This window comes from Microbacterium sp. PI-SA-G (genome assembly GCF_057215335.1).
This window is the reverse complement of sequence record NZ_CM170103.1, coordinates 2,811,139-2,837,132: the sequence shown is the minus strand read 5'-3', so window position 1 is coordinate 2,837,132 and position 25,994 is coordinate 2,811,139. Positions and strand designations below refer to the sequence as shown.

Genomic DNA, 25,994 nt, shown 5'->3' with positions numbered 1-25,994 from the left:
TTCCCCGCCACACCGCACATACCCGCACCACACCGCACCACTCCCGCACCACACCGCACCACCTCTGCACGTCCAGCACCACCTCTGTTGCACGCACCCGAGAGGACCCGACATGACCCGCACCACCCGACGCCGGTTCACCGCCATCGCCGCCCTGGCGACCGCGACCGTTCTCGCCGCCACCGCCTGCGCCCCGCGCACCACTACGAACGAGACCGCCGAGCAGATCGATCCGACCGCACTGGTCGCCTCCCTGCCGGCGGCGACCACTCCTGTCGACGAGGTCACCTGGGCCGTCGTCGAGGGCGAGCCGCAGACGCTCGACCCGGCCTCCTCAGCCAACGTCATCATCCCGAACCTCTGCGACAGCCTGCTCACCGTCGAGCCGGACTTCTCGCTCGAGGCCGGCATCGCCGAGACCGCCGAGTGGATCGACCCGGTCACATTCGAGATCACGGTGCGCGACGGGGTCTCCTTCTGGGACGGCACGCCCGTCACCGCGACCGACGTCGCGTACAGCCTCGACCGCAACCGCACCCCGGAATCGCAGTGGTACGCCGCCTTCGCACTGATCTCGAGCATCGAGACACCTGACGACGACACCGTGCTCGTGCGCTTCATGGCGCCGGACACCACCTTCCGGGACGCTCTCGGCGGCGGTGGCGGCGCCGTCATGAGCAAGGCGTTCGGCGACACCGCGGGGCAGGACCTCGGCACCTCCGGAGGCGGCCTCCTGTGCGCCGGGCCGTACCGGCTCGAGGAGTGGAACCCCGGCACCGACATCTCGGTCGTCGCCAACCCGGACTACTGGGACGGCGCTCCGCTCACCGAGCGCATCCGTTTCGTGTTCGTCACCGACGGCGCGACGCTGACGTCGGCCCTCACCGCCGGCGAGATCGACGGGGCGTTCAACGTGCCGCCCGGATCGCGTCAGAGTTTCGAGGGCGAGGGTGACGGACGTCTGATCGTGGGGCCGTCCACCGCCTCGTACAGCTTCGGTCCGACCTCGGCCGACAGCGCGGCGGCCGACCCACGCGTACGGCAGGCGCTCAGCCTCGCGATCGACCGGAACGTCTACATCGACACCGTGCTGCAGGGTCTCGGAGACGTGCAGAAGACGATCGTGCCGCCGTTCGTGTGGAGCGGCATGGAGGCGCGCGACGCCTACCAGGAGGCCTACGACGCCCTGCCGTCTCCCGAGGTCGACCTGGAACGCGCGAAGGAGCTGATCGCCGAATCGGGCATCGACACCTCGGTGCCGCTGGTGCTCGCGATCCCTGCCGGCGCGAAGGAGTTCGCGCAGACCGCCGCCATCGTGCAGAGCGCGGCGAAGGACATCGGTCTCACGGTCACGATCGACGAACGCCAGCCTGCCGACTTCGGGGCGCTGTTCTACTCGCCGGAGCTGCGGGCGGGCATCGACTTCGTGTCCACCGTCGGATACCTCGAGGTGCCCGGTGTGCTGGGGTATCCGCAGCTGTTCATGCTGCCGGCCGAGATGGGCGGGATCTTCAACTGGTCCGGGTACGCGAACGATGAGGTCACGGCCGACCTGCAGGCCGCCCGCACCGCCGTCGACCCCGCCTCGGCCGCCGACGCCTTCGTGAAGGCGCAGGAGATCTTCGCAGCCGACCAGCTGCAAGTCACGCTCGCCGGCGCGCACCACCTCACCTACCTGTCCGACGACCTCACCGGCATCACCACCTCCGTCGCGATCTACAGCTCCCCCTGGGCGCTGCGCCTCGGCGGCGAGTGAGACGGCCGGACGACGGACGGGATCCGACATGATCAGGACAGTGCTCGGCAAGGTGGGCGGCCTCGTGCTCACCCTGTTCCTCGCCAGCGTCATCATCTTCTCGGCGCTGCTGCTGACGCCGGGCGACCCGGTGTCAGCGCTGGCGGGCGGCGCTCGTCCGACCCCCGAGCTCGTCGCCGCGATCCGTGCGGAGTACCGACTCGACGACCCCGTCTGGCTGCAGTACCTGCACTGGCTGGGCGGCGTGCTCACCGGTGACTTCGGTCGCTCCTTCGTCTACAAGACCGATGTCGCGGAGCTCGTGGGCGCACGCTTCGGCGTGACGTTCCAGCTGGTCCTTCTGACCACCGCACTGATCGCGGTGTTCGGCCTGGGCTCCGGCATCCTCGCCGCCGTAAGCGGCCGCCGGACCGACATGGCCGTCTCGGTCACGACCTCCCTCGGGATGGCGCTGCCGACGTTCATCGTCGCGATCCTCCTGATCTGGATCTTCGCGACCTCGCTCGGATGGTTCCCGACGTTCGGAGCCGGGCGGGAGGGCCTCGATCGCCTGTGGCACCTCGTGCTGCCGGCGGTCTCGCTCGCGCTGATGTTCATCGCCTACATCAGCCGGGTGACGCGGAGCGCTCTGGTCGCGCAGCTGCATTCCGAGCATGTGGAGGCCGCGCGCGTGCGTGGCATCCCCTGGAATCGGGTCTTTCGTCGCCACGTGTTCCACAACGCCGCACCGCAGATCCTCGCGGTCTCCGGCACCACGATCGCCGGGCTGTTCGCGGCATCGGCGATCGCCGAGCAGGCGTTCGGTCTGGGCGGCATCGGATCGCTGCTCACCGAGGCCGCCGCTCGTAAGGACCTCCCCGTCGTTCAGGTGGTGTCGCTGCTGCTGGTCACCCTGTTCGTGGTGCTGAACGCGATCGCCGATCTCCTCGGCGCGGCCATCGACCCCGACTCCGCATCCACCTCCACACGATCAAGGAGCAGCGCATGAGCGTCGGTCAGCTCGCCGCGGGGCGCATCCCCACCGCCACCCGTCGGCTCGCACAGCGGGATCCGCTCGTCGTCATCGCGGTCGTCGTGCTGGCACTCGTCGCCGTGATCGTCGTGGCCGGGCGCTGGCTCGCCCCGTACCCGCCGGATCAGCTGTACGCGGGCCCGACGAACGGATCCGCCTCGCTCGACCATCTCTTCGGCACCGACGACCTGGGCCGTGACATCCTGTCGCGGGTGCTCGCAGGAGCGTCATCGAGCATCATCGCGCCCGTGATCGTCGTCGTGCTCTCCACGACTCTCGGCATGACCCTGGCGCTGACCGCGGCCTGGTTCGGCGGCATCGTGCGCGGCTCCATCGGCCGTCTGATCGACGTCATCTTCGCCATCCCCGGTCTCGTCCTCGCGGTGCTCGCGGTAGCGATGTTCGGGAAGGGCCTCGTGGCACCCGTGGTCGCGCTGTCGATCGCGTACATCCCGGTCGTCGCCCGACTCACCCAGAGCGCTGCGTCGCGCGAACTCGGGCGGCCGTACATCGCCGCGCTGCGGGTGCAGGGTGTCTCGAGCGCCGCCATCTGCTTCCGTCACCTCGTGCCCGCACTGATCCCCCTCGTCGCCGCGCAGGCGACGGTCGGCTTTGGATACGCGATGCTCGACCTCGCCGCGATCTCGTTCCTGGGCCTCGGCGAGCAGCCGCCCGCCGCCGGCTGGGGCTCCATGATCGCGGGCGGGCAGGCGGCGATCCTCGCCGGCGCCCCGGAGCAGTCGCTGTTCCCCGCGCTGCTGATCGTCGTGACGGTGCTCGCGGTCGGCATCATCGGCGCCCGCGCCACCACCTGGGCAGAGGAGAAGGAACGATGACAGCACCGGTACTGCAGCTGCGCGGCCTCGAGATCGCGATGCCGACCCCCGCGGGTCCGCGCACGCTCGTGCATGACTGCACGCTCGAGGTGGGCCTCGGCGAATCGGTCGGCCTGGTCGGCGAATCGGGCTCGGGCAAGACCCTCAGCGTGCGGGCGATCGCCGGTCTGCTTCCGGCGGACTTCACGACGGCAGGCACCATCGCCGTCGAGGGGCAGGATCTCGCGGCCCTCGACGAGCGCGGTCGCCGCGAGCTGCGTGCGCACCGCATCGGCATGGCGTTCCAGACGCCCCGTGCACACCTCAATCCGCTGCGCACGATCGGCGACTTCCTGACCGAGGCCCTCGTCACCGTCGGCGGCGCCACCCGCGACTCCGCCGAGCGGACCGCACTCGACCTGCTCGACGAGGTCGGCGTACCCTCCCCCACGCGTCGGCTGAGACAGCGCCCGGCGGAGCTGTCGGGCGGACTCCTGCAGCGTGTCATGATCGCGTCGACGCTCGCGATGGACCCGCGGCTACTGCTCGCCGATGAGATCACGACCGCGCTCGACGTCACCACGCAGGAAGAGGTCATGGCCGTGATCGGCGATCTGCGGCGGCACCGCGATCTCTCGCTGCTGTTCATCACGCACGACCTGGCGCTCGCCGGCGCCGTGTGCGACCGCGTGGTGGTCATGAAGCAGGGCCGCACTATCGAGACCCTGCAGGCCGCGACCATGCGAGAGGATGCGACGGCCGAGTACACCCGCATCCTGATGTCGGCGTCGCTCGACACCGCGGCGCCGACGGTCGATGTCCTCGCGACCGTGGCCGATCCGGCGGACGAGATCGTGCTGCAGGTTCAGGACCTGCACAAGTCGTTCCGGGTCCGGGCGGCGCACGGTGCCGGGCACGAGGTCCTCACCGCTGTCGACGGGGTGGGCTTCGCGCTCGCGGCAGGCGGATCGCTCGGCATCGTCGGGGAATCCGGCTCGGGGAAGTCCACCACGGCCCGCATCATCTGCGGGCTGGAGCGTGCCGACGCCGGCACCGTGCAGGTCGAGGGCGGCGACTGGAGCACACCGGCGCGCTCCGACGCCGAGCGGCGCGCCCGAGCGAAGACCGTGCAGATGGTGTTCCAGGATCCCTATCAGTCGCTCGACCGTCGGCAGTCCGTTCGGCAGTGCCTCACCGAGGCGGTGCGCGTGCATCGCCGCTCCGACAGCCGCGACGACGTAGACGACCGCGTGATGGCGCTCATGCACGCCGTGCGCCTCGACCTCGACCTGCTCGACGCGCGCCCGCGTTCGCTCTCGGGCGGACAACGGCAGCGCGTCGCCATCGCCCGCGCTCTCGCGGCCGAGCCCCGCATCCTGGTGCTCGATGAGGCGGTGTCCGCGCTCGATGTGACCACTCAGGTCGAGATCCTCGCGCTGCTCGAGCACATTCGCCGAGACACCGGCGTGGCTCTGCTCATGATCACCCATGACCTCACCGTGGTCCGGCGTCTGTGCGACGAGGTCGTGGTGATGCGCGACGGTCGCATCGAGGAGCACGGCCAGACGAGCGCCGTACTCGACGACCCGCAGGCGGAGTACACCCGCGTGCTGCTGGATTCGATCCCCCGCGCGGGGTGGGTGCCGCAGCGCCGCATCCCCGCACGCACCACGCCGATCCCTACGATCGGACGAGACAGACGCACTCTGAGGAGCTGGCTATGACCGAATCCGAGCTGATGACACCCGCGTTGGAGTACTGCTTCGAGTTGCAGGTCGATGTGGCGCCTCCGCGCCGGATCGGTCGGGGCGAGGGCGGGCAACTGCATCTCACCGCGATCACCGGGGGTCGGGTGACCGGGCCGCGTGCCGAGGGCGTCGTCCTCCCGGGCGGCGGTGACTGGTGGGTCGATCACGGCGTGACCACACAGCTCGACGCGAGGTACCTGATCGAGATCGACGGCCACGTGGTAGACGTCGTCAATCGCGGGTACTGGCGGGCGAACGCTGCAGCGATCGAGTCCTTCGAGGGCGGTGAGACGCCCCGCGAGGAGGACCTCTACTACCGGACCGCGTTCGTCTTCCAGACGGATGCCGCCGAGCTGCGCTGGCTCGCCGAGTCGCAGTTCATCGGCTACGCCCGCCCCGGCGACGACCAGGTCGTGATCCGCGTGTTCCGGGTCGTGTGAGCCCGGCGCGAAGACGATGACCTCGATGATCCCGACCACCCCACAGCACCCCGGCGCCCCCGCCGCAGAACGAGGAGTACGGCCATGACTTCCCTTCCCACAGCCGACATGTGCATCGTCGGCGGCCACGTGTTCGACGGCCGCATCTCCACGGCCGACACAGCAGTGGCGCTCCGCGGCGAGCGCATCCTCGCGATCGGCACCGACGCCGCCGTCCGCGCTCTCGCCGGACCCGAGACGCGCATCGTGGACGCAGCCGGCGGCGGCATCCTCCCCGGCTTCGTCGACGCGCACATCCATGCCGCGTTCGCCGGAGTCGAGCGACTCAGCTGCGACCTGAGCGGGGCCACGTCGGTCGACGAGACCCTGGCGCTGATCGCTCGGGCCGACACCGACACGGCGTCCGACGGCGGCCCCGAATGGATCACCGGCGGCGGGTGGAGCCACGAGCTGTTCCCGCATCCGACGCGGCAGATGCTCGATGCCATCGTCGCCGATCGTCCGGTCGCAGTGAGCGACGCCGGTCATCACACCCTGTGGGTCAACTCCCGCGCGCTGGAGATCGCCGGCGTCGACCGCGACACTCCGAACCCGCCGAACGGACACATCCACCGTGACGAGCAGGGGGAGCCGACCGGCTACCTCAACGAGACGGCGGCCGAGCTGGTCGGCCGGGTGATCCCGCCGTCGACGGACGCCGACATCGCTGCCGGGCTGCTGAACGCACAGGACTTCCTGTGGACGCTCGGGGTGACCGGATGGCACGAGGCGATCCTCGGCGAGTACAACGGCAAGGCCGACTGCACGGGTGCCTACCTGGCCACGATCGCCGACGGCACGCTGCGCAGCCGCACCTCCGGCGCCCTCTGGGTTCCGGCGGGAACGACGGCCGACCAGGTGCCGGACCTCGTCGAGCGCTTCGTGGGGCTCCGTGCGGCGAATGCCGCCGCGGGCTTCGACACGTCGACGGTGAAGGCGATGGTCGACGGCGTGCCGCACGGTGAGACCGCGGCGCTGCTCGAGCCGTACTGCAGCCACGCCGGAAGCGGCGAGCTGCACATCGACGCCGAAGCCCTGCACGCTCTCGTCGTGTCGCTCGACGCGGTCGGCTTCGCCCTGCACCTGCACATCATGGGCGATCGCGGCATACGCGTCGCGCTGGCGGCGGTCGAGGCCGCTCGCCGCGCCAACGGCCCGGGCCAGCGCCATCACTTCGCGCACCTGTCGATGGTGCATCCCGACGACGCACGCCGCTTCGGCCCCCTCGGCATCACGGCGAACATCCAGGGGCTGTGGGCGTCGGTGGACCCCGCGGTCGTGCCCATGATCGGAGAAGAGCGGATGAGAGCGGGGTACCCCTTCCGGGCCATCGTCGACAGCGGCGCCCAGATCGCGATGGGGTCGGACTGGCCGGTCTCGCCCGCCGATCCGTGGCTCGCGATCCACGTCGCCGTGAATCGCACGTTGCCCGGTCCCGACGGCAGGCCGAGCGAACCCCTCGACGCCTCGCAGCGTCTGACCCTGACCGAGGCACTCGCGGCGTACACGAGCGGCTCGTCAGAGCTGGTGCTGGGCGATGGCGGGATGCTGCGCGTCGGCGCCCGGGCCGATGTCGTCGTGTCGACGGTCGATCCGTTCGCCGTTCCGACCGAGGCGCTGATCAGCGTCGGGACCGCCGTCACGATCGTCGCCGGTCAGATCGTGCACACCGCGGGCTGAACCGCGCACACCCCTTCACCCAGCAGCCCTTCGGGGCGGAGATCAGGAGAGATCGATGAAGATCATCATCGTCGGCGCAGGCATCGGCGGGCTCGCGGCCGCGGTCAGCCTGCACGAGGCAGGACTGCACGATGTCGTCGTGTATGAGCGCAGTACCGCGATCCGCGGGCTCGGAGTGGGCATCAACCTGCTCCCCCACGCGCTGCGCGAGCTGACGGAACTCGGCGTGGCCGACCGCATCGCCGAGCTCGGAGTCGAGCCGCGCACGCTCGCGTACTACAACAGGCACGGTCAGCCGGTCTGGCGCGAGCCGCGCGGGATCGCCGCCGGCTACCGCTGGCCCCAGCTGTCGGTGCACCGCGGGCGGCTGCAGCTCGCCCTGCGCGACCTCGCCGAAGAACGTCTGGCCGAACCGATCAGACTCGACTACCGGCTCATCGACATCACCTCAAACCCGGACGGCACCGAGACAGCGCGTTTCGCCACGAGCAGTGGCACGGTCGACGACACGGCCGACGTGATCATCGGTGCCGACGGCATCCATTCCGCCCTCCGCGCCCTGCGCTACCCCGCCGAAGGCGCACCGCCCTGGGGCGGTCTCACGCTGTGGCGCGGCGTGACCCGCATTCCCGCGTTTCTCGACGGACGCACCATGATCATGGCCGGAGACGCCGAGCAGAAGTTCGTCGCCTACCCGCTCGGCGACGCCGATGCAGACGGGCGGATGCCGGTGAACTTCATCGCCGAACGCCGGGTCGGTGGCACCGGGGACGCCGACTGGAACCGCGCCGTGGACCCCGCGCCGATCGCCGAACTGTTCCGTGACTGGCGATTCGACTGGCTCGACGTCCCGGCCGCGATCGCCGCGGCCGACGAGATCCTCGAGTACCCGATGGTCGACCGAGACCCGCTGCCGCAGTGGACGTTCGGGTGCACCACGCTGCTCGGCGACGCCGCGCACGCGATGTATCCCAACGGATCGAACGGCGGCTCGCAGGCGATCCTCGACGCCCGAACCCTCGCTTTCCACTTGGCCGCCGCGCAGGCGGACGGCGGTGACAGCGCCTCGATCGACCGGGCCCTCGCCCGGTACGAGGAGGCCCGGCGACCGGCGATGACCGCGTTGCTCGCCAGCACCCGCGCGACCGGACCCGAGCGCGTCATGCAGCTCGCCCACGAGCGCGCCCCCGAAGGGTTCGACGACATCGACGCGGTGATCCCGTACGCCGAACGCGAGCAGATCGCCACCGGCTACAAGACCGCCGCCGGTTTCCTGCCCGCCGTCCTCAACGAGCGCCCGTCGCTCACGCCCGCCCGATGAGTGCGCCGGGCGGCGGCCCCCACGACGCGCTTCCCGCGCCCGCTCTCACCCCTGCGTTCGACGTCAGCGTCGACCTCGCGCCGCTCGAAGACCACTCCGGAACCAGCGCGGGGCACCGCCGGGTGGTGCCGATCCTCGGCGGACGCATCACCGGAGATATCGAGGCGGAGATCCTTCCCGGGGGCGCCGACTGGCAGATCGTGCGCCCCGACGGCACGATCGAGATCGACAGTCGCTACTCCGCCCGCACCACGGGCGGCACGCTCCTGTTGCTGCATGCGAAGGGCCTGCGCACCGGAGAGCCCGATGTACTCGAGCGCCTGCGCCGCGGCGACGACGTCGACCCGCGCGAGTACTACTTCCGCACGACCGTCGCCGTCGAGACCGCCGCCCCTGCGCTCGCCGATCTGCAGCGGAGCCTGTTCGTGGCGGCCGCCCGACGTCAGGCGAACACGGTGCTGTACCGGGCGTATCGGGTGGCGTGAGGCGCCGCGTCACTCCGCGCGCGAGACCTCGGCGTGCGGCATCCGCTGCTGCATGACGCGGATCGCCTCCGGGTTGTCGTCGACGAGCACGGCGTCGCGACCCAGGGCGGATGCCACGGCGCCGGTCGTGCCGCTGCCGGCGAAGAGGTCGAGTACCCGATCACCCGGGCGGCTCGAAGCGCGCACGATGCGCCGCAGGATGCCCTCGGGCTTCTGCGTCGGGTACCCGGTCTTCTCACGCCCGGTCGTCGGCACGATCGTGTGCCACCAGACGTCGGTCGGCAGCTTGCCGCGCGCGGCCTTCTCGGCCGTGACCAGGCCGGGCGCCATGTACGGCTCGCGGTCGACGGCCTCGGAGTCGAAGAAGTACGCGCGCGGATTCTTCACGTAGACCAGGATCGTGTCGTGCTTGGTGGGCCAGCGGCTGCGCGACTTGGCGCCGTAGTCGTAGGCCCAGATGAGCTCGTTGAGGAACGAGTCGCGCCCGAACACGGCGTCGAGCATGACCTTGGCGTAGTGCGCCTCGCGGTAGTCCAGGTGCAGGTACAGGGTGCCGTCGTCGGCGAGCAGCCGCCAGGCCTCCTCCAACCGGGGCATCAGGAACGTGCCGTAGTCGTCGAAGCGGTCGTCGTACGCCCGCAGCATGCCGCGCACGCGCTCATACCGGTGCCCGTGGAAGCCGTGTCGCACCTCGGTCTGCGGCGCGGGCTCGCCGGTGGTGCGTTCAGTACTCAGCAGATCTGACGCCGTTTCGGCGCCTGAGGCGTCATCCGCCCCCGGCTCGCCCGATTCCTGCTGAGTTGTGAACGACCGACGCGCGGTCACGACCTGCCGTTCCTGCGTCCGACCGGTGTTGAACGGCGGGTCGAGGTACACCAGCGCGAACGACGCCGACGGCAGGCTGGTGGCGACGGCGAGATTGTCGCCCTCGATGATCGAGACGGCCCCGACCGCGGCCGGAGTCGGCGCCTCGGCCGCCGCTCCTGTCGCCGCGTCCGATCCCGTCGATGCGACGGTCACGGCACCCGATGCAGCCATGCGTCGGTCGCGAACTTCGACTCGACGAGGGCTTCGGCCTCCGCATACTCGTCTGCCGAGATCTCACCGGTCTCGGCGGCCGTCAGCGAGCGGAACGTCGCGATGAAGCGCTCGATGATCTCGTCGCGCGTGAGGCCGGTCTGGCTGCGCAGCGGATCGACGCGCTTGGCGGCCGAGGTCGTGCCCTTGTCGCTGAGCTTCTCGCGGCCGATGCGCAGCACCTCGGTCATGACCTGTCCGTCGAGGTCGTACGACAGCGACGCGTGGTGCAGCACTCCGCCGTTGGCGAGGCGCTTCTGCGCGGCGCCGCCGATCTTTCCCGAGGGGCTCGCGATGTCGTTGAGCGGCTGGTAGATCGCGTCGATGCCGAGCGAGCGCAGCGCCTGAAGCACCCAGTCGTCGAGGAACGCGTACGAGTCGGCGAACGTCATGCCGCCGACGAGCGACGCCGGAACGTAGAGGGAGTACGTGATGATCTGTCCGGCGGGGATGAGCATCGCGCCACCGCCCGAAATCCGCCGCACCACGTCGAACCCGTGGCGGGCGGCGCCCTCGGGATCGACCTCGTTGCGGTACGACTGGAACGAGCCGATCACGACGGCCGATCCGTCCCACTCCCAGATGCGCAGCGTGGGGCGGCGGCGCCCCTCACCGACACGCGAGGTGAGCACCTCGTCGAGAGCGAGGTTCATCTGCGGAGACACAGCCTTGTCGTGCACGACCTCCCAGTCGAAGTCGCGCCAGCCGGGGGCGGTCACGAGTGCGCGGCGCACCGTGGTGCCGACCGACTCGGGCGTGAAGCCGAGCAGCTGCGCCCCCTCGGGCAGCGCACTGCGGACCGCGGCGGCGATGCCCGTGGCATCCGTTTCGACCGGCAACCCGTTCACGGCGTCGTTGATCGCGTCGAGCGCCGTATCGGGTTCGAGGAAGAAGTCTCCCGCCAGTCGGAATCGCGCGATCCGTCCGTCTTCGACATCGAGGTCGACGACGACGAGCTTTCCCCCTGGGACCTTGAATTCTCCGTGCACGGATCCAGCTTAAGCCGCGCCCCGCCGACCGGCACGGCGAACGGCCGTCATCGTCCGAGCACGACCGCCCGCTCGCCCGCCCTGATCGGCGCCGAGATGCGGTTCTCCGTCGGCGGCAGCGGGCAGATGAACTGATCCGAGAACGCGCACGGCGGCAGGTACGCGCGGTTGAAGTCGACCACCGCGGTGCCGTCATCCGTCGGCTCGTCGATGGGCAGGAAGCGAAAGCGATACGTCTCCTGCCCGTTCGTCCCGTCGCCGAACACGGCGCTCAACCCGCCCTGCGCGCCGCGCGTGACCGCCAGCCGCAGCTCCTTCCCCCACAACGTGAAGCGCAGCCGTCCGGCGATGGGCGAGTCGTGCGCACGCCCGTCGACCGCGGTGAACGTGATCCGTTCGTCCGGGGTCTGCTCGAACACCGCGGGCAGCCGCCATGCCTCGTCCGGACGATAGGCGTCGATCCCACTGAAGCGCTCGCGCTGCGGCCGGCCGGGGTTGAACACCCGCAGCGCCACCAGCTCGTCGCGCGGAAAGACGCGCAGCTCCCGCCGCCCGAGCCGCAGGGTGTCGGCGCCGTGCAGCGCGACGCTCGCCCCCTCGACCCCGAGCTCGGTGCCGCGGATGCCGCCGTCATCCGTCCGCGCCCAGAGTCCGGGAATGCCGTCGACCGCGGAGGGCAGCGTGATCAGCCAGTTCGTCGACTCGAGCGATGCCGGACCGTACTCGGCCCCCGCGTAGCGCTCCCGTGACGCGTGCCAGTCGCGCCAGTCGTCCTCGAAACCCATGGTGTGAATTTATGACCGGCGACGCGCAGGCCGACCCCCGCGCGTCATACGTCTTCACCCCGCGTCACACCGCGTCATATCGGGTGGTCGGCGGCGTCGCAGGGGTCACACATGGCCGCTATACGCGAGCAGATGCGACCACTCGCGTCCCCTCCCGCCGGCACGGCAGCGCCACACCAGCCCGGGGAAGCGAGCCCTCAGCGCGCCGGGAACCGCGCGTCGAGCCAGGCGAGCACGTCGGCGCGCACCTCGTCCTGCTGCAGCTCGTTGAAGATCTCGTGACGCGCATCGGGGTAGACCAGCGTCGTGATGTCGCTGAGCTCCGAGCGCGTGCGGTACTCCTCGGCCAGCTTGTGCACGCTGCGGGGTCCGCCGACGGAGTCGTCGCGGCCGACCATCAGCAGCATCGGCAGGTCGGTGCCGGCACGCTTCGCACGCAGGTTCTTGCGCGGACGCCCGTAGAGCTTGGCGGCCTCGACGGGACCGAACAGCTTCAGCAGCGGCTCGTTCGTGGTGAGCGGGTCGTCGCCGAACTGCTCCCCGATCGCCGCGTCGCGGCTGAGCCACTCGTACCCGGTCGCGTCAGGTCCCGCCCATCGCGCGTTCAGCGGCGCGGAGTTGAGCGAGCCCGGCATCCGCAGCGCCGTGCCCGAGAGGATGACGGCATCCCAGGCGTCGGGATGGTCGTTCACGAGCATCTGCGCGAGGAACGATCCCCACGAGTGTCCGAGCAGCACGAGCGGCAGGTCGCGGTGCTCCTCGCGGATGAACCCGGTGAGCTGCCAGATCGCGTCGACGGTCGCGCGCATGCCGCCCTTGCCGAGGCGTCCGAGCCGCTCCGGTCCGCCGTGCTGCAGGATGCCGGTGCGGCCGTGTCCGCGATGGTCGTCGGCGTACACGTGGAAGCCGGCGTTGACCAGCGCCACGATCAGCGCCCCGTAGCGGCCGGCGTGCTCGCCGACCCCATGCAGCAGCTGCACCACGCCGCGGGGAGTGCCCACTGCCGGATGCACGTCGTAGACGATGGTGATGCCGTGAGCATCCGTGAAATCGCGCGTGTCGGTCACGCTGCGAGCCTACCGACGACGACGCTCAGCGGCCCAGTGCCGCGCACACCGCGCGCGCCGTCGCGAGGTCGGTCACCTCGTAGCCGCCCACTCCGTCGGCCGCCGACCCCATCTTCACGCCGCTCTGCGCGAGCACGGTGCGCTTGGCCGAGAAGTGCAGCGCGTCGATGCCGATCGCGGCGAGCGCGGGGGCGCTCGCTGCATCCACTCCGCTCCCCGCCATGATCTCGACCGCGCCGTCGGCAGCGGCGATCAGGGCGCGCAGCGTGTCGATGCCGTCGATCGCGACCGAGGCGCCCCCGGAGGTCAGCACCCGCTGCAGTCCGAGCTCGCGCGCCGCGGCGAGCGTGGCGAGGGGGTCGGCCGTCACGTCGATCGCGCGGTGCAGGGTGATGGATGCCGCGGGCGAGGCGTCGAGCGCCGCATCGCGCAACCGGGTCATCGCGTCGACGTCGAGGCGTCCGTCCGCGTCGAGGGCGCCGATGACGACACCGGCCGCGCCGGCCTCAATCGCCCGGCGGATGTCGCGCGCCGTGACGGCGATCTCGTCGTCGTCGTAGTGGAAGTCGCCCGCGCGGGGGCGCACGAGCACGTGCACATCCGGCCCGCCCCCGAGCGCTGCAGCAACCTCGATCGCGATCTCGAGCGTGGCGAGTGAGGGCGTCAGCCCACCCAGTGCGAGGGCGGAGGCGAGTTCGACGCGGGCGGCACCGACGGCGGCGGCGACGCGCACTCCGGCAGCATCCTGGACGGCGAGTTCGAGAGCGAGGGGTGCGGTCACCCGTCCATTCTGCCTTCCCTCCGATGGAAAGGTTAGATAGACTATCTAATCAATGACTGCGACCGAAGACTCCCTCACGCTAACCGCCACGGAACTGCGCATGGCCACGTTCCGCCTGGCCCGCCGCCTGCGCCATGTGCGCGTGACCGACGCGATGAGCGATGCGCAGCTCGCGGTCCTCGGCACGCTGCGCATGCACGGCCGCCGCACGATCTCCGCCCTCGCCGAGCACGAGCGCGTCACGGCACCGTCGATGACCAGCACCGTCAACGGGCTCGAGGAGCAGGGGTACGTCGCACGCACCCCCGACGAGGACGACCGTCGACGCGTGCAGGTCGACATCACCGAAGCCGGTGTCGAGATCGTGGTCGAGACCATCCTGCGCCGCGACGCACTGCTGGCCGACATGCTCCGCGAACTCGACTACACCGACGAAGAGCTCGAGACGCTCCGCGCCGCCAGCGCTCTGATGCGACGGGTGACCGACCGATGAGCTCCATGTTCCGTTCGTTCGCGAACATCAACTACCGCATCTGGTTCGCCGGCGCCCTCGTCTCGAACGTCGGCGGATGGATGCAGGCCACGGCACAGGACTGGGTGGTCCTGACCGAGCTGACCGACAACGACGCCACCGCGATGGGCGTCACGATGGCACTGCAGTTCGGCCCTCCCCTGGTGCTCGTGAGCCTGACCGGACTCGTCGCCGACCGCTTCGACCGACGGCACATCCTCATGCTGACGCAGTCGGCACTGCTCGGCCTCGCGATCGCCGTCGGCGTGCTGCTGCTGAACGGGCTGATGACCCTGCCGATGATGTTCGCGTTCGCACTCGGCTTCGGCATCGTGAACGCCTTCGACGCCCCCGCGCGCCAGGCCTTCGTGTCCGACATGGTCTCGTCGGGAGACACCTCGAACGCGGTGGCGCTGAACTCGGCATCCTTCAACCTCGCGCGCATGATCGGGCCCGCGGTCGGTGGCCTGTTGATCGTGGCGATCGGGTCGGGATGGGTGTTCATCGTGAACGCCGCGACCTTCCTCGCGATGATCCTCGCTTTGCTGATGCTGCATCGCGAGCTGCTCGCGCCACGGCTGAAGAACCGCAGCCGCGGCGGTCTGGCCGCCGGATTCCGGTACGTGTGGGGGCGAAGCGACCTGCGCGTGGTGTTCGTGACGGTGTTCCTCATCGGAGCGTTCGGTATGAACTTCCCCATCTTCGCCTCGACCATGGCGCTGGAGTTCGGCGCGGGCGCCGACGGCTACGGCGTGCTGAGCTCGATCCTGGCGATCGGGTCGCTCGTCGGCGCCCTGCTCGCCGCCCGTCGGGAACGGGCCCGGGTGCGCGTGGTGATCTTCGCGGCCGGAGGCTTCGGCGTCGCCGCGTTCGTGTCGTCGATGATGCCGAGTTACGCGTCGTACGCCGTGACGCTGATGTTCACCGGGTTCATGATCGTGACACTGCTGACCACCGCGAACGGCTACGTGCAGATCACCACCGACCCGGCGCTACGCGGGCGCGTGCTCGCGCTGTACATGGCCGTCATCATGGGGTCGACGCCGGTCGGCGCCCCGATCGCGGGGTGGGTGGCCGACGCCTTCGGACCGCGGGCGGCGATCATGCTCGGCGGCACCGCCGGATTCGTGGCCTGCGCGATCGGCCTGATCTGGGTGTTCACGTCGGGGCGCGTGCATCGCCGCGAGGACCGACGGTTCCTGCTGACGCTCGACGAGACGCGGCCGCTGAGCATCATCGACGAGGTCGAGCCGGTCGAGTTCAGCGACGAGGCCGCCGTGACCACGCCGATCCGTTCCGCGAAGCCGAAGGACTGGCCGAAGGACTGAGACGCCGGTCGCCTGACGCGCCGTCGATCTGACGCGAGGGCGTCGTCGATATACCGTTGATGGATGAGCGCTTCCGAGAACACCGCATCGCCGTCGGATGCCGCGGTCGGCGTCGATGACACGACCGAGAGCCCCCGTCGCGCGCTGCCCGCCGTTCAGCGCTGGGTCTTCTGGCCCGCGACCGCCATCATCATCGTGTTCGTCGGCTTCACGCTCGCTGCCCCGCACCTGGCGGAGCAGATGTTCGGTGCGATCCAGAGCACGATCGTTAACGCCTTCAACTGGTACTACGTGCTCATCGCCGCGGTGTTCGTGGCGTTCAGCCTGTTCCTCGGCTTCAGCCGCTTCGGCGACATCAAGCTCGGCAAGGATGACGACGAGCCCGAGTTCTCCCTCATGTCGTGGTTCTCGCTGCTGTTCGCCGCCGGTATGGGCATCGGCCTGGTGTTCTACGGCGTCAGCGAGCCGCTCAGCCACTTCGTCTCACCGCGCCCTGGCGTGACGGGCACTCCCGAGCAGCTGGCCCAGGCCGCGCTCGGACAGACCTACCTGCACTGGGGAGTGCACGCCTGGTCGATCTACGTCGTGATCGGCCTCGCGCTCGCCTACGCCATCCACCGCCGGGGGCGTCCGATCTCGATCCGCTGGACGCTCGAGCCGCTGCTGGGCAAGCGTGTCGTCGAGGGCGGATGGGGTCACGCGATCGACGTGATCGCGTTGGTCGGTACGCTTTTCGGCGTCGCGACCTCGCTCGGCCTCGGCGTCATCCAGATCAGCGCCGGACTCAGCTCCGCGGGCCTGGCGAAGCCCGACCAGACGACGCAGGTCATCATCATCCTGGTCATCTCGGTGTTCGTGCTGATGTCGGTGCTCTCCGGCGTCACGAAGGGCATGAAGTGGCTCTCGAACGCGAACCTCGTGATGGCGGGGCTCCTCGTGCTGTACCTGCTGGTGATGGGCCCGACCGAGTTCCTGCTGCGCGACTTCGTGCAGTCGATCGGCTACTACGTGCAGAACTTCGTGGGCCTGTCGTTCAACGTGAGCGCCTTCCAGGGCGCCGCCGGCGAGGAATGGCAGTCGCAGTGGACCTCGTTCTACTGGGGCTGGTGGATCTCGTGGGCGCCGTTCGTCGGCATCTTCATCGCCCGCATCTCGAAGGGCCGCACCGTGCGTCAGTTCGTGGCCGGTGTCATCCTGGTGCCGACACTGCTCGGCATCCTGTGGTTCGCCGTGCTCGGCGGCTCTGCCCTCGCGCTCGAACTGCAGAACCCCGGCACCCTCACCGACGACGGCTCGGTCGACCTGCAGGGCGCCCTGTTCGAACTGCTTGCGCAGGTTCCCGGCTCGCTGATCGTGACCCTCGGTGCGGTGCTGCTCATCGCGATCTTCTTCATCACCTCGGCCGACTCGGGTGCGCTCGTCATGGGCATGATCGCCTCGGGCGGCCAGCAGGACCCGAAGCGCTGGATCCGCACGTTCTTCGTCGTCGTCACTGCCGCGCTCGCGATCGCGCTGCTGCTGGCGGGCGGACTCACCGCGCTGCAGACCGCCGCGATCACGATCGCCCTGCCGTTCAGCGTCGTGCTGCTGCTGATCTGCTGGTCGACGTTCTTCGCCTTCACGCGCGAGCGCCGGGCATACGCACGGGCGGAGCGCGCGCAGCTGATCGACAAGATCGGCGACTACTACGGGCTCGAGGTCGAGTCGCGCGACGAGCGCGGCCTGCTCAGCGGCGCACAGCCGCGGTGGGTGCGGTCGCTGCAGAAGCGTCTGGGGTTGCCCGTCGCACCGGCGATGACCGCGTCGACGGCGTCCGACACCGAGGCCCCGGCATCCGTCGACGGCCCGCCGGTGCCGGATGACAGCACGGCCACTAGCAGCAGCAGCGAAGCCGACTCCGCGCGCTGACCATCCGCGATTCCCGACCCCGCGCGCGTGTCAAGCCCCTGCGCGCGGGGTGGGGTCGGGGCTACGCTCGCCGCATGGACGAGAACACGACACCCCACCCGCAGGATCCGGCCGAGGGCGCCCCGGGCGTCGGCACCCCCGAGAGCGAGAACGACAGTCAGGGAGGCAGCCAGGGCGGCGCCATCCAGGGCGACAGCTCGCACGGTGACTCTCCGCACGGAGCCATCCAGGGCGACAGCTCCGAGGGCGACGCCACCAACGGCGCCATCCAGGGCGACGCCAGCCGCCCCGACGACAGCCCGACCCCGCTCGGCGGTGACGACACCACCGAGGGCCAGCTGCAGGCCGACAACCCGGCCGAGGAAGACACCCTCAAGCTGCTCGACCCCAACGGCGCCCCGGAGTAGGCACTCCGCACACGTCTCGACGAACCGCCCCGCAGCTCAGTGAGCTGCGGGGCGGTTCTGTCGTCGGGGTCAGGAATGCCTGGAAGAGCGTCCGGGCGGACGAGACCTCGCGATCACGGTGAGAGCCACGACGAGAGCCCCGATGATGAGGATCAGTGCCGCGATCCAGAAGACCCAGGCGACGCTCGAGAACACCGGCAGATTGGCCACGACGGGAAGCGCGACGGCGACGAGGACCGTGGCCACGACGACCGCACGCGCTCGCGCGCTGCCTCGAATTCCTTGAGTTGTCATGAGACCATCGCCTTCGTTCGATCTGTTCGTCGGGGAGAACTGGAGTGTCCCCCGGGCATTGTACGACTGGCGACAAGCCCGAATCCAGGTCGATCTCACCGGCGCGGCTCCTCCTGTGAGGCGCATTCGCGCCCCAGCGTTGTGAGCCCCGAACGCATTCCGGGATATCGACACAGGCCACTCCGACGCCCCTATTGTTGCGCTCAGTACAGGAACCTTCGCTTCGTTCCGGAAGCGGGGCCTGAAGTGAGGAGCCCTGATGAGTGCCGCGTCCCTTCCCTCTCGACCATCGGCCCGACGGATGTCGGTGGTGGTCGTCACGCTGAGTCTGCTCCTCTCCCTGATCACGCCCGTGTCGGCGCACGCCGCTCCCGTTGCACTCGACTCCACCATCGCGAAAAGCGCCGTCGGAGACCTTCGTCGATTGACGCTCCCCGAGGGAGCGCTCGACCGGCGCACCCCCGAGGCAGCGGAGAAGTTCCAGGTGCGCGCGCGCGTCGTGGCCAAAGGCATCGCCGTCGCCGACCACACGGCTCCGACACCGAAGACGCACCCCGACGATCGCTCCGGAAACACCGCCCTGTCGGATGCGGCGTTCGCGGGGTACGTCACGCAGACGAAGGCCATGCTCGCAGAGATCTCATCGAGCGCGGCGGGCAGGTCGTTCCTGGCCAACCTGGCCGACGTACGGATACCCGGCACAGATCTGGGTTTCGTCGACGTCACCGGGCCCAGCGCGATCGAGTCCGATATCACGGTACTGATCATGCCGACCAGGATCCCGGGCGCTCTCCGGACCGTTCCGCTCTTCCCAGAAGACGCCACGGACGGCACGGCGAGCGTGCTGAGTTTCGACTTCGAGCACGTTGTCGGCATGTGGACGGGCGTCGCCGCCGACGGTTCCGGCGGGCGCCCGATCGCGGTTCCCCGAACCATCGCTTTCGCGCATGAGCTCGTGCACTCGTTGCACAACGCCGCGGGAGCTTTTTCACCGGGTACGGTAGCCACCCCGCTCGACGTGTTCCTGCGCCATCCCGGGGGGACCACACGAAGGACGGTGCGCGTCTCGACGCCACGCGAAGAGCTCTACACGACGGGCACATTTGCGGACCTCTACGCTGCGCACCAGACTCGGCCAGCGAGCGACCGACCCCCGGGATCAGTGCCCAACATCTACGAGAACCCCGCCATGGTGCGCGGAAGGGGCTATGCCGGCATATGCTGCAATCCGCGTCGAGCGCGAGCGAGCGCCGCGACCTGGCGAAGGTGCTCAAAGCGAGGAGTGCCGCGACGACCGCCGCCTTCACTGAGGACGTCGCCGTCCGGAGCCTGGGGTACGTCTCACCCCGTCCGACCTACACCGGGAATGCCATGCACTGGGCGCAGGCTGAGGCCGAGGCCGAGGTGTTCCGCACAGCGGACCCGACCCCACTGGTGCAGGGCACACACCGCGTATGGCTGACCGAGCGAGCCCCCGGCGTCGAATGGTCGCAGGTCACCGCCGCCGACTACGCAGACCCGCTCACGTCGTCGCGCCTGGCTGCGCGCCCCCTGGTCCCCGAGACGCACGCGAGAACGCTGTCTGCCCCGAAGGCATGGACCCACAGCGAAGGCCGGGGCGACGCACCCGACGCACCGGGGACGTCGGGTGGCTCCACGGACCTGTGCCTGCTGTGCAGCATCGACACCCAGACCGCCACCGCCGTGTCGGACGCCGACGCGGCCTCGTATCGGGAGAAGGTCGGGCGTGCAGCGAACGCGTCGTCACTGACCGAGGGCTCCATGGAGGATGTCGTGCGCAGGGCTCTGGAGCACGCGGCGACGGGCGTCGCGGTGGAGGAGCTGGATCTGTCACGCGTGCCCGGCGGCTCCGTGGAGGGCACGATGGAGTCGGCGCCGTTGCGTGAGACGGCGGCCTCGGCGATGCCGGGGATGTCGCGGGTGACCGAGGCGTTCGGCTCCCACGCGGGGAGTCTCGCGAACGCCCCACTGGCGGTGCTGGGACTGGTGGAGGCGTTCCGGAACGACGCGTCCGACGTGCAGAAGGCGGCGGCGGCGCTCGGGGTGGCATCGCTGGCGGTGAGCGAGCTGGGCGGCCCGACGATCGCGTTCCAGGCGCTGGCGCAGCTGCTCTCGGTGGAGCCCGGCGAAGGCAAGATCTACCGGGCGCTCTGGGGTGCGATGTTGGGAGCTGCGGGGCTCGTTTTCCCGCCCGCGGCGGCGGCGACGCTGTCGATCCAGGCGGCGTGGGATGTGGCGTTCGCGCAGGCGGAGCTGAACACGCCGTGGACCGTGGACCAGCAGGTCGCAGCGGCGTATCAGGTGCCGGCGGTGGAGCTGATGCGGAAGATGGCGACGGCGATCGGCCAAGCGCAGGGCCAGGCGACAGCGACAGCGGTGAAGCAGGTGATGTTCCGGTCCGCGTACGCGCAGTCCCGGATCGACATGGCCGCGTTGGCGGCGGGGTACTCCGGTGACGGGGTCGAGCCGCTGTGGGCGGCGCAGGCCAAGGAGCAGATCCAGCAGACGACGCTGACGCAGGTCGCCGAGCTGGAGTCATGGGGATTCGCACAGACGAACGCTCTGTACGCCAAGGCGGTCGCCGAGATCAACGGCGGGCAGACCTACGTCGACTTCCGCAACCGGTGGGTGCACGAGGTCTGGGATTCGAAGCGCGGCGAGGTCGTGAAGAAAGCGCTGATCGCCGGATGCTCGGTGAGCATCGTCGGGTCGGCAGCCTGCATCGCGCTGATCGAGAAGACCCCCGGGTGGAAGTACGTTCCTCCGACCGACACCTCGACACTGGCGAAATCGACATCGATCCCGTTCGATCCGGCCGCGTTCTACGGCCAGTCCCGCCCGTCGGATGCGATGTTCCCCGCCTATCGGAACGTGCTCGAACCGGTGCTGTTCACCAAGAACGACAGCACCGACCCGGCGATGCCGAAGTACAACACCACCACCAGCGGGTACAGGGTGCCGCGGGTGACGATGGCCGACACCATCGCGAGGCTGCCGGCCACCACGGTGTCTGCTCCATGGCGCATCACGTCACCGGTCGTGTCGAAGACCGGCGCCGTGTCAGAGCAGAAGATCGCCCCGTTCACAGCGATCACGGGCACCGGAGCACCCGGGAAGTACGTCACCATCACCGACGGCGCCGCCACCGCCCGCTGCGTGACCCGCGTCAACGCGGTCGGCATGTGGAGATGCGACAGCGATGCGCTTCCGGCCGCAGTCTCCAGCGCCGACAGCATCCGCACCACGTTCCTGCGTCTGGCCCCGAACGACGCCGACCGGGTTCCGAACGCGACATTCGAGCTGACCACGGCCTCGACCCCGTCCGATCGATACACGTCGACCGGTCAGCACTTCGCCTGGATCGCCGACATGCCTGCGGTTCCGGACCCGCTCGTGCTGACCGCGCTCACCACCACCGGCCGCACCGTGACCGGGAAGGTCGCGCTTGAGTCCGGTGCCCCTGTGGCCGGAGCGCAGGCGCAGATCCTCAGTCTGGACCCCGCGCGCTCCGGTTCGACCGGAACAGGCGAGCCGTTCAGCGAACCGGTCATCACGGCCGCCGACGGAACCTTCACCGTCACGGCGAACCCAGCCGCCCGACAGGGCGCCGCACAGCTGGTCGTCACGAACGGCGACAAGAGGGTCAGCTCCGAGGTCACGCTCGCCGCCGTGCCCGCACCCCCGGCCCCGGTGGCCGACATCACCACGACCGCCGGCAGCCCGATCCAGATCATCGAGGTCACCGCGACCACCATCCGGGGTGTCACGACCACGTCCCATGACGTGAAGATCGACGTTCCCGGCCACCAGGGGCGGTTCGCCGAAGCATCCGCGAACCGCAACACCGGCGAGTTCACACTCACCCTCGCCGAGCCTCTGCCCGCCGGCACGAGCGTGACGCTGACCAGCTACCTGCCGGCCAACCCCACGGAGAACGCGACACGCACCCTCGTGTTCACTCCCCCGCTCACATCGGCCCTGTTCGCCACGCCGAATCGCGCGCTCCCGCGCGGCATCACGATCCACGCGGCGCCACGCACCGTCGTGAACACCGTCACCACCTTCGGCCGGACGAACACCTGCACCACCCGCGCTGACGGGGCCTGCACGATCGACAACATCCAACCGGGCGACACGTTCACCCTCACCGCGCCCGGGCACAGCCGCACGTACACGCTCGCCCCCACGAACGGCACACTCACCGCGCAGTGACCCGGCCCCCGGCCCGAACAACGAATCACCCCGTCGAGGCAGCCTCGACGGGGTGATTCGCGATGTCATGCGTTACGCCGCCAGCACCACGCGCAGCTGCTCGACGGCCCAGTCGAGCTCGGTCGCGCGGATCACGATCGGCGGTGCGATGCGGATCGTCTGGCCGTGCGTGTCCTTGACGAGCACACCGCGAGCGAGAAGCTTCTCGGCGATCTCGCGCCCGGTGCCCTTCGCGGGGTCGATGTCGACGCCCGCCCACAGTCCTGCGATGCGCACGGCGGTGACGCCGTCGCCGATCAGCGGCTCGAGTGCGGCAGAAAGGTGAGCGCCGAGCGCTCGCGCGCGCTCCTGGAACTCGCCGGTCTCGAGCATCTCGACCACACGCAGCCCCACGGCCGCGGCGAGCGGGTTGCCGCCGAACGTCGAGCCGTGCTCGCCCGGGCGGATGACGCCCAGCACGTCCTCGTTGCCGACGACCGCAGAGACGGGAAGGATGCCGCCGCCGAGCGCCTTGCCCAGCAGATAGAGGTCGGGCACGACGCCCTCGCGGTCGCACGCGAACGTCTCACCGACGCGACCGAGGCCGGCCTGGATCTCGTCGGCGATGAACAGCACGCCTCTGTCGTCGCAGATCTCGCGGATGCGGCGCAGGTATCCCTCGGGCGGGATCACCACTCCCGCCTCGCCCTGGATCGGCTCGATCAGCACCGCCGCGGTGTCGTCGGTGATCGCGGCGGCGATCGCCTCGGCGTCACCGTACGGCACCACGTCGAACCCCGGCGTGTACGGACCGAAGTCGTCACGCGCCGAGTCGTCGTCGCTGAAGCTGACGATCGTCGTGGTGCGTCCGTGGAAGTTGCCTGCGGCGACGACGATGCGCGCACGCCCCTCGGCGATGCCCTTGACGCGGTAGCCCCAGGCGCGGGCGACCTTGATGCCGGTCTCGACCGCTTCGGCGCCGGTGTTCATCGGTAGCACGAGGTCTTTGCCCGCGAGCTTCGCGAGCGCGGCGGCGAACGGCTCGAGCCGGTCGCTCTCGAACGCGCGGCTGATGAGCGTCACGCGCCCGAGCTGCTCGGTGAGCGCGGCGACGATGGCCGGATGCCGGTGGCCGAAGTTCACCGCCGAGTACGCCGCGAGCAGGTCGAGGTAGCGCTTGCCCTCGACATCGGTCACCCAGGCACCCTCGCCCCGGGCGATCATGACGGGCAGCGGGTGGTAGTTGTGCGCGACGTGGGTCACTGGGCACCACGCAGTTCGAGCGTGCAGCACTTGATGCCGCCGCCGCCGAGCAGCAGCTCGGAGAGGTCGACCATGATCGGGTTGTAGCCGCGTTCGCGCAGCTGCTTCTCGAAGCCGGTGGCACGCGGCGAGATGACGACGTTGTAGCCGTCGCTCGCCGAGTTCAGCCCGAACACCGAACCGTCGTCATCCGACACCAGGATCGCGTCGGGGAAGCGCTCCTCGAGGATCGCGCGGCTGGCGTCGTCGAAGGCGCCGGGCAGGTAGGCGATGTTCGCGCGCTCGGGGCCGCCGTTGCCGATGCCCTGCACCGGGTCGAGCACCGCGATGGCGGTGTCGAGGTGGTAGAAGCGGGGGTCGACCAGGGTGAGCGAGACGACCTCGCGGCCGAAGACCTCGCCGACCTCGCGGTGGCTGTCGCCGGTCGAGCGGAAGCCGGTGCCGGCGAGGATCACGTCGCCGACGAGCAGGAAGTCGCCCTCGCCCTCGTTGACCTCTTCGGGGATGACGGTGTCGTAGCCGGCCGCGCGGAACCAGTCGGCGAACGCGGGGGCCTCGCCGGCGCGCTGCTCGAACCGGAACTTCGGCACGTACGCGCGTCCGTCGATGAGGAATCCGCCGTTGGCCGTGTAGACCATGTCGGGGTAGTCGGCCAGCGGCTCGATGAGCTCGACCTCGTGACCCAGCTCCACGTAGAGGTCGTGCAGCTTCTGCCACTGCTCCACGGCCCGGGCGGTGTCAGTCGGCTTCGTCGGCTCCATCCACGGGTTGATGGAGTAGTTCACCGTGAAGTGCGACGGGCTGCACATCAGGTAGTGCCGGTGGTGCGCGGTGCGGGTGGGGGTGGCCACGGCGGCCTCAGACGTGGACAGCGTGTTGTCGAAAGACAAGGAGGCTCCTCGGAACGATATGCGGCGGACGCTGTCCAGGGGCCCGGCGGTCCTTCGACCCGCTGCCCGCGAAGGGCACGGGGCGGGGAAGATGCGACTCGGGCACGCCAGACCCCATTGTGTCACCCGCCGCCTGTGCCTCGCCAGGGTGCGAGATCGGCTGTCGAAAACGCAGCCTCAGGCGTCCACGACCACGACCTTGCCGACCGTGTGCCCCGCGGCGATGTGGGCCAGGGCGGCGGATGCCTCGGCGAAGGCGAACTCGCGCTCGATGACCGGCCGGACGGTGCCGGCGGCGGCGAGCGCCAGCAGCTGCGCGAGGATCGCGGGCTTCGGCGCGGCGGCGAGTGGGCGGATGCGCCGCGACGAGCCGATGGAGAGGAACGCGGCCTTCAGCATGCGCGGCACGGGGCCGAGAACGGCCCCGCCGTCACCCGAGATCATGATCACCGCGCCACCGGGGGCGAGCAGACGCTGCAGCGGCCGCAGCGGCAGCCCGCCAACCACGTCGATCACGGCGTCGAAGTGCCCGGCCGGGAGATCGGCCAGCGGGGTCGTCCGGTGATCGTGCACGCGCACGGCGCCGAGCTCCTCGACGAGGGCGCGGTTGCGCTCCCCGCAGGTGGCCCACACCTCGGCTCCACGGAGGGCCGCGAGCTGCACGGTGAAGGTGCCGACTCCGCCCGAGGCGCCGAGCACGAGCACGCGTTGAGCGCGGTCGCCGGGCGCAATGCGGGCGAGGTCGAGCGCCTGCCACGCGGTGCCGCCGGCGATGGGAAGACAGGCTGCCTCGACCACCGAGAGTGCGGGCGGACGTGTCGTGAGCCGGGCGACGGGAGCGACGGCGAAGGGCGCGAGGCCGCCACCACTGGGCAGCTCCACCACGACTTCGTCGCCGACCGCGGCATCCGTCACTCCCGGGCCCAGCGCGACCACGCGTCCGGCGACGTCCATTCCCCGCACCGGCTGCTTCGGCTTGGTGAGCCCGAACACAGGACGCACGAGAAGGGGGTCGCCCAGCATGAGCCGCACGTCGCCGGCGTTCAGCGCGGTGGCATGCACCTGCAGCAGCACCTCTCCCGCACCGGGGATCGGCACCGGAATATCGGCGAGTGCGGTTCCGGCGGCCGGGCCGTAGTGCGCGTTCTGCCAGGCGGTCATGGTCTGTGTCGTCTGCGTGGACATG

The 25,994-nt window shown here is 70.0% G+C and carries 22 protein-coding genes; 13 read left to right on the top strand and 9 right to left on the bottom strand.

Features of this window, described 5'->3' with window-relative positions; translation table 11 throughout:
* Positions 1-112: 112 nt before the first annotated feature.
* From AC2D10_RS13940 to AC2D10_RS13905, 8 genes are all read left to right on the top strand, one after another.
* Positions 113-1,756, top strand: a complete 1,644-nt coding sequence (locus AC2D10_RS13940) for an ABC transporter substrate-binding protein (protein WP_484708515.1) — start codon at positions 113-115, stop codon at positions 1,754-1,756.
* Positions 1,757-1,784: 28 nt separating this feature from the next.
* Complete coding sequence (locus AC2D10_RS13935; protein ID WP_484708511.1) at positions 1,785-2,744, top strand: ABC transporter permease; 960 nt, start codon at positions 1,785-1,787, stop codon at positions 2,742-2,744.
* A complete protein-coding gene (locus tag AC2D10_RS13930; protein WP_484708508.1) occupies positions 2,741-3,604 on the top strand; it encodes an ABC transporter permease in 864 nt (287 codons plus the stop codon). The genes AC2D10_RS13935 and AC2D10_RS13930 overlap by 4 nt, the downstream gene beginning before the upstream one ends.
* Positions 3,601-5,307 (top strand): nickel ABC transporter ATP-binding protein NikE, encoded by a 1,707-nt coding sequence (gene nikE, locus AC2D10_RS13925; protein WP_484708506.1) that lies wholly within the window; start codon positions 3,601-3,603, stop codon positions 5,305-5,307. The genes AC2D10_RS13930 and nikE overlap by 4 nt, the downstream gene beginning before the upstream one ends.
* Positions 5,304-5,771: a DUF3237 domain-containing protein gene (locus AC2D10_RS13920; protein WP_484708504.1), complete on the top strand. Its 468-nt coding sequence runs from the start codon at positions 5,304-5,306 to the stop codon at positions 5,769-5,771. The genes nikE and AC2D10_RS13920 overlap by 4 nt, the downstream gene beginning before the upstream one ends.
* Before the next feature lie 84 nt (positions 5,772-5,855).
* Positions 5,856-7,490: an amidohydrolase gene (locus tag AC2D10_RS13915; protein WP_484708502.1), complete on the top strand. Its 1,635-nt coding sequence runs from the start codon at positions 5,856-5,858 to the stop codon at positions 7,488-7,490.
* 55 nt (positions 7,491-7,545) lie between these two features.
* Positions 7,546-8,811, top strand: a complete 1,266-nt coding sequence (locus AC2D10_RS13910; RefSeq protein ID WP_484708500.1) for a flavin-dependent oxidoreductase — start codon at positions 7,546-7,548, stop codon at positions 8,809-8,811.
* Complete coding sequence (locus tag AC2D10_RS13905; RefSeq protein WP_484708498.1) at positions 8,808-9,296, top strand: DUF3237 domain-containing protein; 489 nt, start codon at positions 8,808-8,810, stop codon at positions 9,294-9,296. The genes AC2D10_RS13910 and AC2D10_RS13905 overlap by 4 nt, the downstream gene beginning before the upstream one ends.
* Before the next feature lie 9 nt (positions 9,297-9,305).
* Here the strand turns inward: AC2D10_RS13905 and AC2D10_RS13900 are convergent, their stop codons facing one another.
* The 5 genes from AC2D10_RS13900 to AC2D10_RS13880 all read right to left on the bottom strand — a co-directional run bounded on the left by AC2D10_RS13900 (position 9,306) and on the right by AC2D10_RS13880 (position 13,995).
* Complete coding sequence (locus tag AC2D10_RS13900; RefSeq protein WP_484708495.1) at positions 9,306-10,334, bottom strand: DNA-methyltransferase; 1,029 nt, start codon at positions 10,332-10,334, stop codon at positions 9,306-9,308.
* The gene (gene lplAB / locus AC2D10_RS13895) at positions 10,313-11,362 is read right to left on the bottom strand and encodes a lipoate-protein ligase LplAB (RefSeq protein WP_484708494.1); all 1,050 of its coding nucleotides are present in this window, start codon (positions 11,360-11,362) and stop codon (positions 10,313-10,315) included. Before lplAB ends, AC2D10_RS13900 begins: the two co-directional genes overlap by 22 nt.
* A gap of 47 nt (positions 11,363-11,409) precedes the next feature.
* Positions 11,410-12,147 (bottom strand): DUF1684 domain-containing protein, encoded by a 738-nt coding sequence (locus AC2D10_RS13890; protein ID WP_484708492.1) that lies wholly within the window; start codon positions 12,145-12,147, stop codon positions 11,410-11,412.
* A 197-nt stretch (positions 12,148-12,344) separates the two neighbouring features.
* Positions 12,345-13,214: an alpha/beta fold hydrolase gene (locus AC2D10_RS13885; protein ID WP_484708491.1), complete on the bottom strand. Its 870-nt coding sequence runs from the start codon at positions 13,212-13,214 to the stop codon at positions 12,345-12,347.
* Between the two features lie 25 nt (positions 13,215-13,239).
* Positions 13,240-13,995 (bottom strand): copper homeostasis protein CutC, encoded by a 756-nt coding sequence (locus AC2D10_RS13880; RefSeq protein ID WP_484708490.1) that lies wholly within the window; start codon positions 13,993-13,995, stop codon positions 13,240-13,242.
* A gap of 52 nt (positions 13,996-14,047) precedes the next feature.
* Here AC2D10_RS13880 and AC2D10_RS13875 point away from each other — a divergent pair, with 52 nt between their 5' ends.
* The 4 genes from AC2D10_RS13875 to AC2D10_RS13860 all read left to right on the top strand — a co-directional run bounded on the left by AC2D10_RS13875 (position 14,048) and on the right by AC2D10_RS13860 (position 18,149).
* The gene (locus AC2D10_RS13875) at positions 14,048-14,488 is read left to right on the top strand and encodes a MarR family winged helix-turn-helix transcriptional regulator (RefSeq protein WP_484708489.1); all 441 of its coding nucleotides are present in this window, start codon (positions 14,048-14,050) and stop codon (positions 14,486-14,488) included.
* A gap of 5 nt (positions 14,489-14,493) precedes the next feature.
* Positions 14,494-15,834 (top strand): MFS transporter, encoded by a 1,341-nt coding sequence (locus AC2D10_RS13870; protein WP_484708488.1) that lies wholly within the window; start codon positions 14,494-14,496, stop codon positions 15,832-15,834.
* A 63-nt stretch (positions 15,835-15,897) separates the two neighbouring features.
* Positions 15,898-17,742, top strand: coding sequence for a BCCT family transporter (locus tag AC2D10_RS13865; protein WP_484708486.1), 1,845 nt, complete (start codon positions 15,898-15,900; stop codon positions 17,740-17,742).
* Between the two features lie 74 nt (positions 17,743-17,816).
* A complete protein-coding gene (locus AC2D10_RS13860) occupies positions 17,817-18,149 on the top strand; it encodes a hypothetical protein (RefSeq protein WP_484708484.1) in 333 nt (110 codons plus the stop codon).
* Positions 18,150-18,218: 69 nt separating this feature from the next.
* On the opposite strand, the gene AC2D10_RS13855 is transcribed toward AC2D10_RS13860, so the two are convergent.
* A complete protein-coding gene (locus AC2D10_RS13855) occupies positions 18,219-18,443 on the bottom strand; it encodes a hypothetical protein (RefSeq protein ID WP_484708482.1) in 225 nt (74 codons plus the stop codon).
* Between the two features lie 1,218 nt (positions 18,444-19,661).
* On the opposite strand from AC2D10_RS13855, the gene AC2D10_RS13850 reads away from it, so the two are divergent.
* Positions 19,662-22,676 (top strand): hypothetical protein, encoded by a 3,015-nt coding sequence (locus AC2D10_RS13850; protein ID WP_484708481.1) that lies wholly within the window; start codon positions 19,662-19,664, stop codon positions 22,674-22,676.
* Positions 22,677-22,748: 72 nt separating this feature from the next.
* Here AC2D10_RS13850 and rocD read toward each other — a convergent pair whose 3' ends face one another.
* The 3 genes from rocD to AC2D10_RS13835 all read right to left on the bottom strand — a co-directional run bounded on the left by rocD (position 22,749) and on the right by AC2D10_RS13835 (position 25,993).
* Complete coding sequence (gene rocD, locus AC2D10_RS13845; protein WP_484708480.1) at positions 22,749-23,918, bottom strand: ornithine--oxo-acid transaminase; 1,170 nt, start codon at positions 23,916-23,918, stop codon at positions 22,749-22,751.
* Entirely contained in the window at positions 23,915-24,790 is an 876-nt protein-coding gene (gene ddaH, locus AC2D10_RS13840) for a dimethylargininase (RefSeq protein WP_484711852.1), read from the bottom strand. The genes rocD and ddaH overlap by 4 nt, the downstream gene beginning before the upstream one ends.
* Positions 24,791-24,985: 195 nt before the next feature.
* The gene (locus AC2D10_RS13835) at positions 24,986-25,993 is read right to left on the bottom strand and encodes an NAD(P)-dependent alcohol dehydrogenase (protein ID WP_484708479.1); all 1,008 of its coding nucleotides are present in this window, start codon (positions 25,991-25,993) and stop codon (positions 24,986-24,988) included.
* Between the last annotated feature and the right edge of the window lies 1 nt (position 25,994).

Bases quoted from the DNA above. Each gene is read 5' to 3' on its own strand.
- AC2D10_RS13910 (WP_484708500.1), top strand. From the start codon at position 7,546: ATGAAGATCATCATCGTCGGCGCAGGCATCGGCGGGCTCGCGGCCGCG.
- nikE (WP_484708506.1), top strand. From the start codon at position 3,601: ATGACAGCACCGGTACTGCAGCTGCGCGGCCTCGAGATCGCGATGCCG.
- AC2D10_RS13865 (WP_484708486.1), top strand. From the start codon at position 15,898: ATGAGCGCTTCCGAGAACACCGCATCGCCGTCGGATGCCGCGGTCGGC.
- AC2D10_RS13870 (WP_484708488.1), top strand. From the start codon at position 14,494: ATGTTCCGTTCGTTCGCGAACATCAACTACCGCATCTGGTTCGCCGGC.
- AC2D10_RS13905 (WP_484708498.1), top strand. From the start codon at position 8,808: ATGAGTGCGCCGGGCGGCGGCCCCCACGACGCGCTTCCCGCGCCCGCT.
- AC2D10_RS13900 (WP_484708495.1), bottom strand. From the start codon at position 10,334: ATGGCTGCATCGGGTGCCGTGACCGTCGCATCGACGGGATCGGACGCG.
- AC2D10_RS13835 (WP_484708479.1), bottom strand. From the start codon at position 25,993: ATGTCCACGCAGACGACACAGACCATGACCGCCTGGCAGAACGCGCAC.
- AC2D10_RS13915 (WP_484708502.1), top strand. From the start codon at position 5,856: ATGACTTCCCTTCCCACAGCCGACATGTGCATCGTCGGCGGCCACGTG.
- AC2D10_RS13935 (WP_484708511.1), top strand. From the start codon at position 1,785: ATGATCAGGACAGTGCTCGGCAAGGTGGGCGGCCTCGTGCTCACCCTG.
- AC2D10_RS13930 (WP_484708508.1), top strand. From the start codon at position 2,741: ATGAGCGTCGGTCAGCTCGCCGCGGGGCGCATCCCCACCGCCACCCGT.
- AC2D10_RS13860 (WP_484708484.1), top strand. From the start codon at position 17,817: ATGGACGAGAACACGACACCCCACCCGCAGGATCCGGCCGAGGGCGCC.
- AC2D10_RS13855 (WP_484708482.1), bottom strand. From the start codon at position 18,443: ATGACAACTCAAGGAATTCGAGGCAGCGCGCGAGCGCGTGCGGTCGTC.
- AC2D10_RS13875 (WP_484708489.1), top strand. From the start codon at position 14,048: ATGACTGCGACCGAAGACTCCCTCACGCTAACCGCCACGGAACTGCGC.
- AC2D10_RS13940 (WP_484708515.1), top strand. From the start codon at position 113: ATGACCCGCACCACCCGACGCCGGTTCACCGCCATCGCCGCCCTGGCG.
- AC2D10_RS13850 (WP_484708481.1), top strand. From the start codon at position 19,662: ATGCTGCAATCCGCGTCGAGCGCGAGCGAGCGCCGCGACCTGGCGAAG.
- AC2D10_RS13920 (WP_484708504.1), top strand. From the start codon at position 5,304: ATGACCGAATCCGAGCTGATGACACCCGCGTTGGAGTACTGCTTCGAG.
- AC2D10_RS13890 (WP_484708492.1), bottom strand. From the start codon at position 12,147: ATGGGTTTCGAGGACGACTGGCGCGACTGGCACGCGTCACGGGAGCGC.